The organism is Sphingomonas flavalba (assembly GCF_004796535.1).
In the GTDB taxonomy this organism is placed as follows: Bacteria; Pseudomonadota; Alphaproteobacteria; order Sphingomonadales; family Sphingomonadaceae; genus Sphingomonas_L; species Sphingomonas_L flavalba.
In genome coordinates this window covers 22,035-37,589 of record NZ_SPHY01000007.1, presented here as the reverse complement: position 1 = coordinate 37,589, position 15,555 = coordinate 22,035, and the positions used below count along the sequence as shown (strand labels likewise).

At 68.3% G+C, this 15,555-nt stretch carries 15 protein-coding genes; 5 read left to right on the top strand and 10 right to left on the bottom strand.

Translation table 11 applies throughout. The features are described 5' to 3' along the window. Positions 1-57: 57 nt before the first annotated feature. The 6 genes from cysN to E4A53_RS08320 form a co-directional block, all read right to left on the bottom strand. On the bottom strand, positions 58-1,974 hold the full coding sequence (gene cysN, locus E4A53_RS08345) for a sulfate adenylyltransferase subunit CysN (protein ID WP_136162645.1): 1,917 nt from the start codon (positions 1,972-1,974) through the stop codon (positions 58-60). Then, positions 1,974-2,873, bottom strand: coding sequence for a sulfate adenylyltransferase subunit CysD (gene cysD / locus E4A53_RS08340; protein WP_136162644.1), 900 nt, complete (start codon positions 2,871-2,873; stop codon positions 1,974-1,976). Before cysD ends, cysN begins: the two co-directional genes overlap by 1 nt. A gap of 147 nt (positions 2,874-3,020) precedes the next feature. Then, positions 3,021-3,635, bottom strand: coding sequence for a 50S ribosomal protein L9 (gene rplI, locus E4A53_RS08335; protein ID WP_136162643.1), 615 nt, complete (start codon positions 3,633-3,635; stop codon positions 3,021-3,023). A 12-nt stretch (positions 3,636-3,647) separates the two neighbouring features. Further along, positions 3,648-3,872, bottom strand: a complete 225-nt coding sequence (gene rpsR, locus E4A53_RS08330) for a 30S ribosomal protein S18 (protein ID WP_010125005.1) — start codon at positions 3,870-3,872, stop codon at positions 3,648-3,650. A 14-nt stretch (positions 3,873-3,886) separates the two neighbouring features. Further along, entirely contained in the window at positions 3,887-4,279 is a 393-nt protein-coding gene (gene rpsF, locus E4A53_RS08325; RefSeq protein ID WP_136162642.1) for a 30S ribosomal protein S6, read from the bottom strand. 185 nt (positions 4,280-4,464) lie between these two features. After that, positions 4,465-5,247 (bottom strand): acid phosphatase, encoded by a 783-nt coding sequence (locus E4A53_RS08320; protein ID WP_136162641.1) that lies wholly within the window; start codon positions 5,245-5,247, stop codon positions 4,465-4,467. Positions 5,248-5,327: 80 nt separating this feature from the next. Between E4A53_RS08320 and fabD the strand changes: the two genes are divergently transcribed. The 5 genes from fabD (at position 5,328) to mltG (ending at position 9,727) form a co-directional block, all read left to right on the top strand. After that, the gene (gene fabD / locus E4A53_RS08315; protein ID WP_136162640.1) at positions 5,328-6,266 is read left to right on the top strand and encodes an ACP S-malonyltransferase; all 939 of its coding nucleotides are present in this window, start codon (positions 5,328-5,330) and stop codon (positions 6,264-6,266) included. A gap of 24 nt (positions 6,267-6,290) precedes the next feature. Next, positions 6,291-7,031: a 3-oxoacyl-[acyl-carrier-protein] reductase gene (gene fabG, locus E4A53_RS08310; protein WP_136162639.1), complete on the top strand. Its 741-nt coding sequence runs from the start codon at positions 6,291-6,293 to the stop codon at positions 7,029-7,031. 95 nt (positions 7,032-7,126) lie between these two features. Beyond that, the gene (locus tag E4A53_RS08305; protein WP_136162638.1) at positions 7,127-7,363 is read left to right on the top strand and encodes an acyl carrier protein; all 237 of its coding nucleotides are present in this window, start codon (positions 7,127-7,129) and stop codon (positions 7,361-7,363) included. Positions 7,364-7,487: 124 nt separating this feature from the next. Further along, positions 7,488-8,747, top strand: a complete 1,260-nt coding sequence (gene fabF, locus E4A53_RS08300) for a beta-ketoacyl-ACP synthase II (RefSeq protein ID WP_136162637.1) — start codon at positions 7,488-7,490, stop codon at positions 8,745-8,747. A gap of 17 nt (positions 8,748-8,764) precedes the next feature. After that, positions 8,765-9,727, top strand: a complete 963-nt coding sequence (gene mltG / locus E4A53_RS08295; protein ID WP_136162636.1) for an endolytic transglycosylase MltG — start codon at positions 8,765-8,767, stop codon at positions 9,725-9,727. Positions 9,728-9,731: 4 nt separating this feature from the next. On the opposite strand, the gene E4A53_RS08290 is transcribed toward mltG, so the two are convergent. The 4 genes from E4A53_RS08290 to E4A53_RS08275 form a co-directional block, all read right to left on the bottom strand. Further along, positions 9,732-11,006, bottom strand: a complete 1,275-nt coding sequence (locus E4A53_RS08290) for a glycoside hydrolase family 130 protein (RefSeq protein ID WP_136162635.1) — start codon at positions 11,004-11,006, stop codon at positions 9,732-9,734. Next, on the bottom strand, positions 11,006-13,327 hold the full coding sequence (locus tag E4A53_RS08285; protein WP_136162634.1) for a glycosyltransferase family 4 protein: 2,322 nt from the start codon (positions 13,325-13,327) through the stop codon (positions 11,006-11,008). The genes E4A53_RS08290 and E4A53_RS08285 overlap by 1 nt, the downstream gene beginning before the upstream one ends. Positions 13,328-13,401: 74 nt before the next feature. After that, positions 13,402-14,145, bottom strand: coding sequence for an arginyltransferase (locus tag E4A53_RS08280; RefSeq protein ID WP_136162633.1), 744 nt, complete (start codon positions 14,143-14,145; stop codon positions 13,402-13,404). Positions 14,146-14,264: 119 nt separating this feature from the next. Further along, entirely contained in the window at positions 14,265-15,506 is a 1,242-nt protein-coding gene (locus tag E4A53_RS08275) for a threonine ammonia-lyase (RefSeq protein ID WP_136162632.1), read from the bottom strand. Between the last annotated feature and the right edge of the window lie 49 nt (positions 15,507-15,555).

The following is a 15,555-nucleotide window of genomic DNA, read 5'->3' as shown; positions in this document are numbered from 1 at the left end:
CCGTCATTGCGAGACGCGCAGCGCCGCGGCAATCCACCCTCGGCTGCGCGACACCCGCTATTCGTGGACGAGCAGATAATCCACGATCAGGTCGGACGCCTCCTCGGCGCTCATCCCGGTCGTGTCGATGCGGATGTCCGGCGCCTCCGGCGGCTCATAGGGCGAATCGATGCCGGTGAAGTTCTTAAGCTGGCCGCTGCGCGCCTTGGCGTAGAGGCCCTTGACGTCACGCTTCTCCGCCTCGGCCAGCGGCGTATCGATATGCACCTCGATGAAACTGCCCGGCGCCATCATGTCGCGCACCATCTGCCGTTCGGCGCGGAACGGGCTGATGAACGCGGTGATGACGATCAGCCCGGCGTCGGTCATCAGCTTCGCGACCTCGCCGACCCGGCGGATATTCTCGATCCGGTCGGCGTCGGTGAAGCCCAGATCGCGGTTCAGCCCGTGGCGGACATTGTCGCCGTCGAGCAGGAAGGCATGGCGGTTCATCCGCGTCAGCTTGCGATCGACCAGATTGGCGATCGTCGACTTGCCGGCGCCGCTCAGCCCGGTCAGCCACAGTACGCTCGCCTTCTGGTTCTTCAGCGCGGCGCGCCGCTCGCGGGTGACGTCGATCGCCTGCCAGTGGACGTTCTGGCTGCGCCTCAGCGCGAAATGCAGCATCCCGGCGGCGACCGTCGCGTTGGTCAGCTTGTCGATCAGGATGAACCCGCCCAGCGCCCGGCTGTCCCTGTAGGGCGCGAACACGATCGGCCGGTCGGTCGACAGGTTGGCGACGCCGATCGCATTCAACTCCAGCGTCTTGGCCGCCAGGTGCTCCAGCGTGTTGACGTTAATCTGGTATTTCGGCGGCTGGACGGTGGCGGTCACCGTCTGGGTGCCCAGCTTCAGCCAGTAGGGCCGGCCGGGCAGCAGCGCCTCGTCGGCCATCCAGACGATCGTCGCCTCGAACTGGTCGGCCACCTCCGGCGGCGCGCCGGCGGCGGCGATCACGTCGCCGCGCGAACAGTCGATCTCGTCGGCCAGGGTCAGCGTCACCGACTGGCCGGCGCCCGCCTCCGCCAGGTCGCCGTCCATCGTCACGATCCGCGTCACCGTCGACGTCCGGCCGGAGGGCAGCACCCGCACCGCGTCGCCGGGCTTGACCGTGCCGCCGGCGATCAACCCGGCAAAGCCGCGAAAGTCCAGGTTCGGCCGGTTGACCCATTGCACCGGCAACCGGAACGGCCCGGCGCGATCCGCCTCGGCATCGACCGGCACGGTTTCCAGATGATCGACCAGCGTCGGCCCGTCATACCAGGCCGTCGCCGCCGAGCGGGCCGCGATATTGTCGCCGGCCAGTCCTGAAATCGGGATGGCGACGAAATCGTCGATGCCGATCCCGGCGGCAAAGGCGCGATAATCGGCAACGATCGCGTCGAACACCGCCCGGTCGTAGCCGACCAGGTCCATCTTGTTGACCGCCAGCACGACCGAGCGGATGCCGATCAGTTGGGCCAGGTAGCTGTGCCGCCGTGTCTGGGTCAGCACACCCTTGCGCGCGTCGATCAGGATCACCGCCAGGTCGGCGGTCGATGCGCCGGTCACCATGTTGCGGGTATATTGTTCGTGGCCGGGCGTATCGGCGACGATGAATTTGCGCTTCGGCGTCGCGAAGAAGCGGTAGGCGACGTCGATGGTGATGCCCTGCTCGCGCTCCGCCGCCAGCCCGTCGACGAGCAGGGCGAAATCTATTTCCTGCCCCTGGGTGCCAACCCGCTTGCTGTCCGCCTCCAGCGCCGAAAGCTGATCCTCGAAGATCTGCTTGCTGTCGTAGAGCAGCCGGCCGATCAGCGTCGACTTGCCGTCGTCGACGCTGCCGCAGGTGATGAAGCGCAGCAGCGTCTTGTTGCAGTGCGCTTCCAGATAGGCGTCGATGTCCGCGGCGATCAGCGCGTCGGGCGCGTAGGAACTGTCCTGCTGCGCGGCCATCAGAAATAGCCCTCCTGCTTCTTCTTCTCCATGCTGGCATCGCCGCCGTCGCGGTCGATCGCCCGCCCCTGCCGTTCGCTGGTCGTCGCCAGCAGCATTTCCTGGATGACGGCGGGCAGCGTCGCCGCCCTGCTCTCGACCGCGCCGGTCAGCGGGTAGCAACCGAGCGTACGGAAGCGGATCGAGCGATCGACCGGCGTCTCGCCCGGCCGAAACCGGAAACGCTCGTCGTCAACCATCAGGATCAGCCCGTCGCGCACCACCGTCGGGCGCGGCGCGGCGAAATAAAGGGGGACGATCTCGATACCCTCACGGTGGATATATTGCCAGATGTCCAGCTCGGTCCAGTTGGAGATCGGGAACACACGGATGCTCTCGCCCTTGGCCTTGCGCGCATTGTAGAGGTTCCAAAGCTCCGGCCGCTGCGCCTTCGGGTCCCAGCGGTGGTTGGCGGAGCGGAACGAGAAGATCCGCTCCTTCGCCCGGCTCTTTTCCTCGTCGCGCCGCGCGCCGCCGAAGGCGACGTCGAAGCTGTGCTTGTCCAGCGCCTGCTTCAGCCCTTCGGTCTTCCACATGTCGGTGTGCAATGGCCCGTGGTCGAACGGGTTGATACCGCGCGCCTCCGCCTCCGGATTGCGGTGGACGATCAACTCCACCCCCGCCTCGGCCGCCGCCTTGTCGCGCAGCGCGTACATCGCCCGGAACTTCCAGGTCGTGTCAACGTGCAGCAGCGGAAAGGGCGGCGGGCCGGGGAAGAACGCCTTGCGCGCCAGATGCAGCATCACCGCCGAATCCTTGCCGATGCTGTAGAGCATCACCGGGCGCTCGGCCTCCGCCGCCACCTCGCGCAGGATGTGGATCGATTCGGCTTCCAGCCGCTCAAGATGGGTCAGGCTCATATTCCCCCGCTACACGCCCCGGCGCCGGCTGGAGAGCAAGTTTTTCTGAACCCCGGTCAATCCGCAAGCGATGACGCGCCCGCAACGAAAAAGCCGCGCGGTCCACCGGGACCGCGCGGCCTTTCGTCACGACGTGAACTGGGGCGATCAGGCCTCGGCCGTCGCCCCGCCTTCCACCGGCTCGGCGCCGGCTTCCGGCTCCGCCGCGATCGTGCCCGGTTCGGCGTTGGGATCAAAGGCTTCGGTGAAGCCGCTCTGATCCTTTTCGAACATCTCGGCCATCACGTCGATGCCCTGCGCCTGCAGGTCCGCCTCTTCCGGCGAGCGGGCGACGTTAACCTGGACCGACACCGCCACCTCCGGGTGGAGGACGACGCGAACCGTGGTCACGCCGATCGCTTTGATCGGGCGATCGAGGACGATCTGGTTCTTGGCAACCTTCTTGCCGTCGGCAACCAGCGCCTCGGCGATGTCGCGCACCGAAACCGATCCGTAGAGCTGGCCGGTGTTCGACGCCTGCCGGATCAGCGTCACCGACGCGCCGTCGACATGCTTCGAATCGGCCTCGGCGGAGGTCCGCCGCGCGGCATTGTCCGCCTCGATCTGGGTGCGGTTGGCCTCGAATACCTTACGGTTGGCTTCGTTGGCACGCAGCGCCTTCTTGCGCGGCAGCAGGTAGTTGCGCGCGAAGCCGGCCTTGACGTTGACGACATCGCCAATCGCGCCAAGCTTGTCGACGCGCTCGAGCAGAATGACTTCCATCTCCGGCCCTCCTTACTTCACGATATAGGGGAGAAGCCCGATATGCCGGGCGCGCTTGATCGCCTTGGCGAGCTCGCGCTGCTTCTTGGCCGACACCGCGGTGATGCGGGACGGGACGATCTTGCCGCGCTCGGACACGAAGCCCTGGAGCAGACGGACATCCTTATAGTCGATTCTGGGCGCATCCTTCGCGGAGAAGGGGCAGCTCTTGCGACGGCGGAAAAACGGGCGTGCCATGTGTCTCTACTCCCTCAGGCGTCGTCGCGGTCACGGCGGGGGCGATCACCCCGGTCGCCACGGTCGCCGCGGCGGCTGTCGCGGTCGCTCTTGCGCATCATCACCGACGGACCGGCCTCATGCGCGTCGACGCGGATCGTCATGTAGCGGATCACGTCCTCGTTGATCGCGGTCTGGCGCTCCAGTTCGGCGACGACGCCGGCGGGGGCGTCGATGTCGAGCATCACGTAATGCGCCTTGCGGTTGCGGGCGATGCGATAGGCAAGGCCGCGCAGGCCCCACGTCTCGACCTTCAGCACCTTGCCGGCATTGTCCTCGACGATCTTGGTGGCGGCTTCCGCCAGCGCGTCGACCTGGGCCTGGGCCAGGTCCTGCCGCGCGAGAAACACATGCTCGTAAAGAGCCATGCTCGCATATTCCCTATCTTGGCCGATCGCTGACGCCGTGACCATCACGAGCGCCCCTCCGGCTGTCGTTCAAAACAGTCGGGGCGGAAAAGCAGCGCCTCCCGCCCGGACCGGGCGCCAATGGCCGAAACCGGCCGCAAATGCAAGGGGGCCGCGCGACGGCGTCCCGCCTCAGCCGCTACGCCTTAGCGCACGAACTGCGCGACCAGCTTCGCCTCTTCCTCGCACGCGGCCGGGCGCGGGGTCGCCGGGTCGGCGCGCAGCGCATCCATTTCCGCCCGTGCCGCCGCCAGGTCGGCCTGGAAGGCCGGTTGCGTCGCCACCGCCGTCAGCGTCGCGGCAGACGTCACCCGCCCCGCCTCGACCGCGCTGGCGTTATGGACGCCGCAGATGATCCGGCTTTCACCATAGGCGCGGCCGCGTGCCATGATCGGTGTCGCCCGGTCCGGCGCGACCTGGGCAAGGATTGCCGCCCAGGTCCAGCCCCGGGTGGTGTGGCCGGACGGATAGTCGAAGCTGTGCTTCAGCTCTTCCGGGTTCTGGCAGGTGCGGCCCCTGTCGATCTGGTAGGGGCGCAGACGCTTGTAATAATCCTTGGCGACACGCGACTGATTCGCCGTATCGACGCCGGCCCTGGCGATCAGCGCCGTGGTCTTCGGCGCATTTTCCGGGGTCAGCGCCACCCCGACCGCGCAACTGAAATCGCGCAGCATGGCCGGCGGCGAATAATCGACGTCATTGGTCGCCAGCGCCCCGCGCGGCGTATTGAGCAATGCACGGGTGCGCTTGAAAATCCGACGGTCGGCGTCGTACCGGACCTCGCCCTTCACCGGCGCCGGCGGCAGCACGGCCAATATGTCGAACGCGCCCGACGGCAGGTAGCCGGACTGCGCCGCCTGGCCGACCACCGCCGCCGCCGGCAGCACCATCGCGCCCAACACCATGACCACCGCAATCGATCGTTTCATCCCTGCCTCCTTCGCGGTCGCCCCTTGCCAGCATCCGCGCCGCTTTCTACCCGGAGTGCCTCCAAGCCAGAGGATTTTCAATGCGCGCTTTCATCTTTCCCGGGCAGGGCAGCCAGGCGGTTGGCATGGGCAAGGCCCTAGCCGAGGCCAGCGCCGCCGCCCGGGCGGTGTTCCAGGAGGTCGACGATGCCCTCGGCCAGAACCTGTTCCGGCTGATGACCGAGGGGCCGGACGACGCTCTGACCCTGACCGAGAACGCCCAGCCGGCGATCATGGCCAATGCCATCGCCACCCTGCGCGTGCTGGAGCAGGAAGGCGGCATCCGCCTGGTCGACAAGGCGGATTTCGTCGCCGGCCACTCGCTCGGTGAATACAGCGCGCTGTGCGCCGCCGGGGCACTCGATCTGGCGACGACCGCCAGCCTCCTCCGGCTGCGCGGTCAGGCGATGCAGGCGGCGGTGCCGGTCGGCGTCGGCGGCATGGCGGCGCTGCTCGGCGCCGATCTCGCCAAGGCGAAGGCCATCGCCGAGGCCGCGGCCGAGGGCGAGGTCTGCTGCGTCGCCAACGACAACGATCCGTCGCAGGTCGTGATTTCGGGCCACAAGAGCGCGGTCGAGCGCGCGGTGCCGCTGGCGAAGGAGATGGGCGCCAAGCGCGCTATCCTGCTGCCGGTCTCCGCCCCGTTCCACTGCCCGCTGATGCAGCCGGCAGCGGACGCGATGGCGGCGGCGCTGGCCGATGTCGCGCTGCGCGCGCCGCTGGTACCGCTTTACGCCAACGTCACCGCCGCGCCGGTCGCGGATGCCGACGCCATCCGCGCGCTGCTGGTCGAGCAGGTGACCGGGCTCGTCCGCTGGCGCGAATCGGTCCAGGCGATGGAGATGGCCGGCGTCGCCCGTTTCGTCGAATTCGGCGGCAAGGTGCTCGGCCCGATGGTCAAGCGCAGTGCGGCCGGAGAGGTCGAGACCGCCAGCATCATCACCATGGACGACATCGAATCGCTGGCGAAGGCGCTGTAAACGACGCGGACGAAAGGAATCAGCATGTTCGATCTCTCAGGCATGACCGCGCTGGTCACCGGCGCATCGGGCGGCATAGGCTCGGCGATCGCCGCCGCGCTTGCCACGCAGGGCGCCCGCGTCGCGCTGTCCGGCACCCGTGAGGACGCGCTGAACGCGGTGGCGGCCGGCAGCGGCGGCAACATGCCGATCCTGCCCTGCAACCTGGCCGACGGCGCCGCCGTCGACGGGCTGGTGCCGCGCGCGATCGAGGCGCTCGGCGGCACGCTCGACATTCTGGTCAACAATGCCGGCGTCACCCGCGACAACCTGATTCTGCGGATGAAGGACGAGGAATGGGATCAGGTGATCCGCGTCAACCTGGAAGCGGCTTTCCGCCTCGCCCGCGCCGCCGCGCGGCCGATGATGAAGGCGCGTTTCGGCCGAATCATCTCGATCACCTCGGTCGTCGGCGCCACCGGCAATCCCGGCCAGGCCAACTACGCCGCGTCGAAGGGCGGGCTCACCGCGATGACCAAGGCGCTGGCGCAGGAACTGGCGAGCCGTGGAATCACCGTCAACTGCGTCGCCCCCGGTTTCATCCATTCGGCGATGACCGACGTGCTGCCGGAAGCCCAGAAAGAGGCGCTGCTCGGCCGGATTCCGGCGGGGAGACTCGGCGAGGGTCTGGACGTGGCGGCAGCCGTCGCCTATGTCGCCAGCCGTGAGGCGGCCTATGTCACCGGCCAGACTCTTCACGTAAACGGCGGGATGGCAATGCTTTGACCCGCCGCTGAACGCCGGATGAACGCAGCGGGGCTTGCCAGCGTCCTGACCCGGCACTAGGTCGACACACGACATTTCAAGCAGAAGGACTTCCCATGAGCGAGACCGCCGACCGGGTGAAGAAGATCGTCGTCGAGCATCTCGGCGTCGAAGCGGACAAGGTCACCGAGGACGCGAGCTTCATCGACGATCTGGGTGCGGACAGCCTCGACATCGTCGAACTGGTGATGGCGTTCGAGGAGGAATTCGGGGTCGAGATTCCCGATGATGCCGCCGAAAAGATCGCGACCGTCAAGGACGCGATCAACTATATCGACAGCAACAAGGGCTAAGCGCGGCGGCATCCGCCGACCGCGCGGATCGCGCTGAAACCCGCGAGAAACGGCTCCCCGACCCGGGACAACACAGGGCCGGGGAGCCGTTTCGCTTTAGGTCAAACCGGAGAGAGTGCCAGCCATGCGTCGTGTCGTCGTCACTGGACTCGGTCTCGTCACGCCGCTCGGCGCCGATGTCGAGACCGCGTGGAAGAACATCCTCGCGTCGAAATCCGGCGCGGGCACCATCACCCGCTTCGATGCCAGCGACTATGCCTGCCGCATCGCCTGCGAGGTGAAGCCAGCCGACCACCCCTATGGATTCGACCCGAATCTGCGAGTCGACCACAAAGTCCAGCGCCAGGTCGATCCGTTCATCATCTACGGCATCGACGCCGCCGGCCAGGCGATCGAAGATGCCGGGCTGACCGACATGGCGGAGGCCGACCGGCTGCGCGCCGGCTGCTCGATCGGCGCCGGCATCGGCGGCCTGCCGGGGATAGAGAGCGAATCGCTCGTCCTCGCCGAGAAAGGACCGCGCCGCGTCTCGCCGCACTTCGTCCACGGCCGGCTGATCAACCTGATCTCCGGTCAGGTCAGCATCAAATACGGGCTGATGGGGCCGAATCACGCGGTCGTCACCGCCTGCTCCACCGGCGCCCACTCGATCGGCGACGCGGCGCGGATGATCGCGCTCGACGATGCCGACGTGATGCTGGCGGGCGGCGCCGAAGGGGCGATCTGCCCGATCGGCATCGCCGGCTTCGCCCAGGCGCGCGCGCTGTCCACCGGCTTCAACGACACACCGGAAAAGGCCAGCCGCCCCTATGACCGTGACCGCGACGGCTTCGTCATGGGCGAAGGCGCCGGCGTCGTCGTGCTCGAGGAATACGAGCGGGCCAAGGCGCGCGGCGCGAAAATCTATGCAGAGGTCGTCGGCTACGGCCTTTCGGGCGACGCCTATCACGTCACCGCCCCCCACCCGGAAGGCTCCGGCGCCTACCGGTCGATGGAAATGGCGATGCGTAAATCCGGCCTCGCCTTGTCCGACATCGACTATATCAACGCCCACGGCACTTCGACCCCGCTGGGCGACGAGCTGGAACTGGGCGCCGTCCGCCGCCTGTTCGGCAACGACATCGGCGGCCTGTCGATGTCGTCGACCAAATCGGCGATCGGCCATCTGCTCGGCGGCGCCGGCGCGGTGGAGACGATCTTCTGCATCCTGGCGATGCGCGACCAGATCGTGCCGCCGACCCTCAATCTCGACAATCCGAGCGAGGGCGTCGCCGGCGTTGACCTCGTTCCGCACGTTGCCAGGCAGCGGTCGGTCAAGGCGATCCTCAACAACAGCTTCGGCTTCGGCGGCACCAATGCCAGCCTGGTGCTGAAGGCGCTCTAGCCGACCTGCGGGGTGCCATGCGCCGCCTGATCCTGATCGCCGCCCTGCTGGTGCTGCTGGCGGGCGGGGGCATCGTCTGGCGCGGCTGGCTTGGGCCGGGCCCTTCGGCAAAGCCGGCGGAGGTGACGATTGTCGAAGGCGCGCGGCTGCGTACCGCCGCCGCTGCGCTGGAAAAGGCCGGCATCGTCCGCTCCGCCGACGGATTCTACCGGATGGCGCGGCTGCTCGGCTCAAACGATCCGATCCAGGCTGGCGACTTCGCCTTCCCCGCCGGGATCAGCGGCGCCGGCGCGCTCGACATTCTCCAGCACGGCAAGCCGGTGCTGCGCCTGATCACCATTCCCGAAGGCATGCCGTCGGTGCTGGTGGCGGAGCGGTTGCGCGACCAGAAACTGCTGACCGGCCCGGTCGCGATCCCGGCCGAAGGGTCGATCCTACCCGACAGCTACGGCTTCCAGCGCGGTGAGGCGCGCGCGACGGTCATGAAGCGCATGCAGGCGGCGATGGACCGGACGCTGAAGGAGCTGTGGGCCACGCGCAAGCCCGGCATCGCCGTCGCGACGCTGGAGGAAACGGTGATCCTCGCCTCGATCGTCGAAAAGGAAACCAGCAAGCCGTCGGAACGGCGGATGGTCGCCGGCGTCTACACCAACCGGCTGAAACGTGGCATGCCGCTGCAGGCCGACCCGACGGTCATCTACCCGGTCACCCTCGGCCGCCCGCTCGGCCGGCGCATCCTGCGTTCGGAACTGGCGGCGAAGAACGGCTACAACACCTATGCCGAACCGGGGCTGCCAAAAGGGCCGATCGCCAATCCCGGCCGCGCCTCGATCGCCGCGGTGCTCGATCCGGCGCAGACCTCGGCGCTCTATTTCGTCGCCGACGGCAGCGGCGGCCACGTCTTTGCCGATACGCTTGCCCAGCACGAGGCGAACGTGCGCAAATGGTACGCGCTGCGCCGCGCCCGCGGCGAGATGTGACGGCTCAGACCAGCTCGGCGAGCAGTTCGTCGATGTCGAGCCAGCAGAATCCGACCATCGAATCGGCGATGCCATAGGGCAGGAACAGCCGCCGCCCCAGCGCCATTGCGCCGCAGGTGTAGACGACATTGGGCACATAACCCTCGCGGTCGTCGTCGGCGGGGGACAGGATCGGCACCGCGCTGCGCGCCAGCACCTTGCGCGGGTCGTCCTTGGCCAACAGCATCGCGCCGATCGCGTATTTGCGGACCGGGCCGACGCCGTGGGTCAGCAGCAGCCAGCCTTCGTCCAGTTCGATCGGCGACCCGCAATTGCCGATCTGGACCAGTTCCCACGGATGCAGCGGCCCGGCGAACCAGTCGCCGCCGTCCCAGCGCAGCAGGTCGTCGGACTGGAGGAAATACAGGCTTTCGCCGTCCTGCCGGCCGATCATCGCATAGCGCCCATCGATCCGTCGCGGAAACAGCGCCATGCCCTTGTTGCGCGCGGCATCGCCGCTCAACGGCCGCAGCGACAGCATGTTGAAATCCGCCGTGGTCAGCAGCTCCGACGCAATCGCCGTGCCGGAATAGGCGGTATAGGTGCCGTAATAGGTCGCCTGCCCGTCCTCCTCGACGAAGCGGACCAGCCGCAGGTCCTCCAGCCCGTTGCGCTGGGCGGCGGTCACCGGGAACAGCACCGTTCCCGACAACGCGGTCCGGCGTTCCCGCATCAGCCTCGCCACGTCCTGCTCCACCTGGCCTTCCACCGCCATCGCGACCAGCGGCAGCGGCACCAGCTCGAAATTGCCGTCGGCGTGGACGACACCCTCGCGGAACTCGACCGAGGAGATATGCCCCTCCCCCACCGCGCGCAGCGACAGGACGAAGCGCATCGCCCCCTCCGCCAGCCCGGACTGGTTGGGGTGCGGCACGATGCTCGGGTTCATCAGCGCGGCGGCAGCATAGGAGTATTCGTGGCAGAAATAGGCGCCGATCAGCGCCCGGCACGGCGCGTGCAGCGTCGCCGGCATGTCCAGTTCCGCCGCCATCTGGCGGTAGCGCCGCTCGAATATCTCGGTGATGTCGCGGTGCCGCTCGCCGAAGTCCTGGTAGACCAGCCCCAGTTCGGCAAGGCAACTGCGCGCGTCCATCGCCAGCACGCTGTCCACGATCCGCTGCGCGCGGCCGCGCTGCGACGGGTTCAGCCCGCGCGGCTCGACAGCGACGTGGAACGGGCGGATGACCACGCGGGCCGCATCCGGCTGCAGCCGCAACGGCAGGTAGCGCAACTGCGGCATCAGGCGACCCCCAGCCGCTCTCTCTCCTCGTTGGCATGCGCCGGCGGCGCCGGCCGCTCGACATGGCGCAAGCCGTGCATCGCGCAGGTGGCGCGGACGAATGCGAGCACCGATTCCGCGCCCCGGTTCAGGTTGAGCCCGTCCGGCGTCAGCCCGTCATGGCAATCGCCTTCCGACGGGATCGCCACCGCCAGGTCGTGGTCATTGGCACCCAGAAACCAGTCATAGGCCCGCCGCGCCTCGACCACCCATTGCCAGGCGCCGCTGGCGGAGAAGCCGGCGACGCAGGCGTCGACGGTCGCCGCCGCCTCCAGCGGTTGCTGGTCGAACGGCAGCGGCATCTCCCGCCGGCGCCCGAACCCGTCAGACCCGGCCGGGCGGAACACGCCGTCACGCCCGGTCTGCACCCGGCAGAGCCAGTCGAGCGCCGCCAGCCCGGCATCGCCATAGCCCGGCGCCGACAACGCCAGCCCGGCCCGGATCAAAGCCTCCGCCAGCCGGGCGTTGTCGTAACTCAAACCGTCCTCGAACCACCGCCATTCAGCGCCGCCGGCAGGCAGCAGCGCCGCCAGCGCGTCCGCGTGCGCGCGGGCGGCGGCGACCACCGCCTCGTCGCCACCACCCCCGGCGATCAGCGCGCTCAGCCCAAGCAGGGCGAAGGCGCGCGCGCGTGGCGCGCCGAGCCGCGCGGCACGGGGCAAGGCGCGGCGGGTCTGCCATCTCGCCCATTGCGTGACATCGGCGGGCAACCGCGCCCCGGCCGCCGTCGCCACCGCCCAGAAGCCACGGCCGATCGAATCCTCGGACCCTTCCGCCTCCAGCCAACGGCGATCATAGCCCATGAAGTTGCGATACGTCCCCGCCGCCTCGTTCCACGCATGATGGATGAAGGCGGCGTAGGTCCGCGCCAGCCGCGGCAACCGCTCGTCCGGCGCTGGCAGCACCGACAGATCCGCCACCGCCATCAGCGCCCGGGCGTTGTCGTCCAGGCAGTAGCCGTGGTTGCGGTCCGGCAGCGCGAAGACGCCGTGCTGGGCGATACCGCAGTCGTCGGTCAGCCGCAGCATCCCGTCCAGCGCCGGGCGCGGCAGGTCGGGCGCCGGCGCGTGGCGCAGCTTCACCAGCGTGTCCGGCTTGTGCGCGACCATGCGGAACATCCGCATATAGCGATGGGCGAAGCGGCTCCACAGCATCGTCCGCCCGGCCGCATAGGCGCGGCGGCCGATCGCGGCGCGCCGCGCATCGTCGGACAACAGGGTGATCGCCGCATCGGCCAGCGCATCGGCATCGCCGACGGGAACAAGCACACCGCAGCCGTCACCGAGCAGTTCCTCCGCATGCCAATAGGGCGTCGATACCACCGGCTTGCCCAGCGCGACCGCGTAGCTGAGCGTGCCCGACGTGATCTGCGCGATGTTCAGGTAGGGCGTCACATAGATGTCGGCGGCGGCCAGATAGCGCAGCAGTGCCGCGTCGTCGGCATAGCGGTTGATCAGCCGCACGTGGTCGCCGACGCCCCGCGCCGCAGCCAGCGCGGCCAGCCGCTCGCGATAGGCCTCGCCCTCGCGCGCGATGAGGTGCGGATGGGTGGCGCCCAGCACAACGTAGACGGCATCAGGCCGCGCCGCGACGATCCGCGGCATCGCGGCGATCATGTGCTCGATCCCCTTGTTGGGCGACAGCAGGCCGAAGGTGAACAGCACCTCCCTACCCGCCAGCCCGAACTCCGCCTTGAACGCATCCGGCGGGCTGAGCGGCACGTCCGGCACGCCGTGCGGCACGACCATGATCTTGTGGATCGGCACGCCATAGACGTCGCGCAGGATCGCCAGCCCGCGCTCCGCCATCACTACCAGCCGGGCGGAGCGGCGAGCCAGCGCCATCATCACCCGCCGCTGGTCGGCGCTCGGGTCGGTCAGCACGGTGTGGAGGGTGGTGACGACCGGCGCGTCGATCCGCTCGAGCAGGTCGAGCAGCCAGGCGCCAGCCGGCCCGCCGTAGATGCCGAATTCATGCTGGACGCAGACGACGTCGGGCCCGCGCCCGCGCAGCCAGTCGGCGGCGCGGCGATAGGCGTCCGGATCGTCCTGCGCGACCGTCATGCCGACGGCGTCGGGAAAGGCATAGGCGGCGCCGGGGTCGACCATCGCCACCACGTCGACCGCACAATCCGGGAACGCCGCGGTCAGCGCATCGTACACGCCCTCGGTGAAGGTCGCGATCCCGCATTTGCGCGGCGGGAAATTGCCGATCAGCGCAACCCGCGCGATGGCGCGCTGCGCGACCACAACCGACTGGTCGTGCGTCCAATCCATCTTCATAGAGTCCGATCCCAAGCCGACAGCCACCCCCGAAGGGTAAGTGCCGGATCGGGCGGAAAGTTCCGCCGGTCGGCTCAGTCCTGGGGCGGGGTGAAGCGTTCCCAGCCGGCCGGACCAAGCCGCTCGATCGGCTGGAACCGCGTCTTGTAGCGCATCTGCCTGGCTCCCGCGACCCAGTAGCCCAGATAGACATAGGGCAGCCCGGCACGGCGGGCGCGGAAGATATGGTCCATGATGATCAGGTTGCCGAGACCGGGATAAACACCGTCCTCCGGCTCGAAGAAGCTGTAGACCATCGACAGTCCGTCAGCCTGATAGTCGGTCAGGCAGGCGCCGACCAGCCGGCCCGGTTTCCCGTCCGTCCCCGGCGCCCGATACTCCATCACATAGGAATCGACCGGCGTCTGCTCGACCATGTCGGCGTAATCCGCCTCATCCATCCCGGCCATGCCGCCGCCGGGGTGGCGCGCGGTCAGGTAGCGGCGGAGCAGCGCGAACTGCTCCTCTGTCGACCAGGGGCGGCAGGCGGTAACTTCCAGGTCGGCGTCGCGGCGCAGCAGCTTGCGCTGGGTCGCGTTCGGGCGGAACTCGTCGACAACCACCCTGACGGACACGCAGGCCTGGCAGTCGATGCAGCTCGGACGGTAGGCGACCCCCTGGCTGCGGCGGAAGCCGATGCGGCTCAGCGCATCGTTCATCTCCGCCGCATGCGGCCCGCTCAGCTCGGTGAACACCTTGCGCTCGCTGCGCCCGGGCAGGTACGGGCACGGCGCCGGGCTGGTCACGAAGAATCGCGGAAAGCGGAACGGTGCGGTCACCGGACTGATCGACCCCTGGGCAATGTGATACGCGCTATCTGGCTGCGCTATGCCTTACCGCCCGTAAAGTTGAAAAGCCGGTTTACCATCAAAGACGGTTAAGAACCGGCTTCCGCCGCTCACGCCAGCTCGACCTGGCTCACCTCGTAGCCGGCGGTGCCGAGCGCGGCCATCAGCCGTTCCAGATGCGCCCGGTCGCGGGTTTCGCATTCGATGTCGGTGATCAGCCCTTTCGCCGGCAGGGTGGTGAACACCCGCTGATGGTAGACCTCGATGATGTTGACCTGCTGTTCGTCGAAAATGCGGGCGACGTGAAACAGCGCGCCGGGGCGGTCCTGCAACCGCACCCGCAGCCGGGCCAGCCGGCCGGAACGGGCCAGGTCGCGCAGCAGCACGTTGGCGAGCAGCCGCGTGTCGATATTGCCGCCGCACAGCACGATGCCGACCTTCTGCCCGGCAAAGCGGTCCGGATAGGCGAGTAGCGCGGCCAGCCCGGCGGCGCCGGCGCCCTCGACCACCGTCTTCTCGATCTGCAGGAGTAGCGCGACCGCCTTTTCCAGATGGCGTTCGCCGACCAGCACGATGTCGTCGGCTAATTGCTCGACGAAGCGGGAGGTTATTGCTCCCGGCTGCTTTACGGCGATGCCCTCGGCCAGCGTGTCGCCCTCGCACGGCAGGTCGACATGCTTCACCCGCGCATACATCGACGGATAAAGCTCCGCCTGAACGCCGATCAGGCCGATCGCGGGGTTCAGCCCGCGCGCCGCCGTGCCCATGCCGGAAAACAGGCCGCCGCCGCCGATCGGGATGATCAGCGTATCGAGGCCCGGCGCATCGGCCATCATCTCCAACGCCACCGTCCCCTGCCCGGCGATGATGTGCGGGTGGTCGAACGGCGGCACGAAGGTCAGGCCGCGTTCCACCTCCAGCTCGCGGGCATGGGCATTGGCGGCGTCGAACGTCTCGCCGTGGAGGATGACGGTCGCGCCATGGCCCTCGGTCTGGGTCACCTTCACCGTCGGAGTCGGGCGCGGCATGACGATCGTCACCGGAATGCCCAGCCGGCTGCCGTGATAGGCCAGGCCCTGGGCATGGTTGCCGGCCGATGCGGCGATCACGCCATGGGCGCGCCGCTCCGCCGGCATCTGGAGCAGCGTGTTCAGCGCGCCACGTTCCTTGTACGCGGCGGTAAACTGGTGGTTTTCGAACTTGACCCACACTTCGGCGCCGGTCAGCTGCGACAGGGTCTGGCTGTGCAATGTCGGGGTGCGGACCACCGCGCCCATAATCCGCTCCGCCGCACCATGCACGTCGTCGAGGGTCACGGGAAGGGTTTCGCGGGTTTCTAATGCAGTAGCCATGCGGCGCGCGTAGCGCATCTGGCGCTCCGGGGAAACACGGGTTAATCGC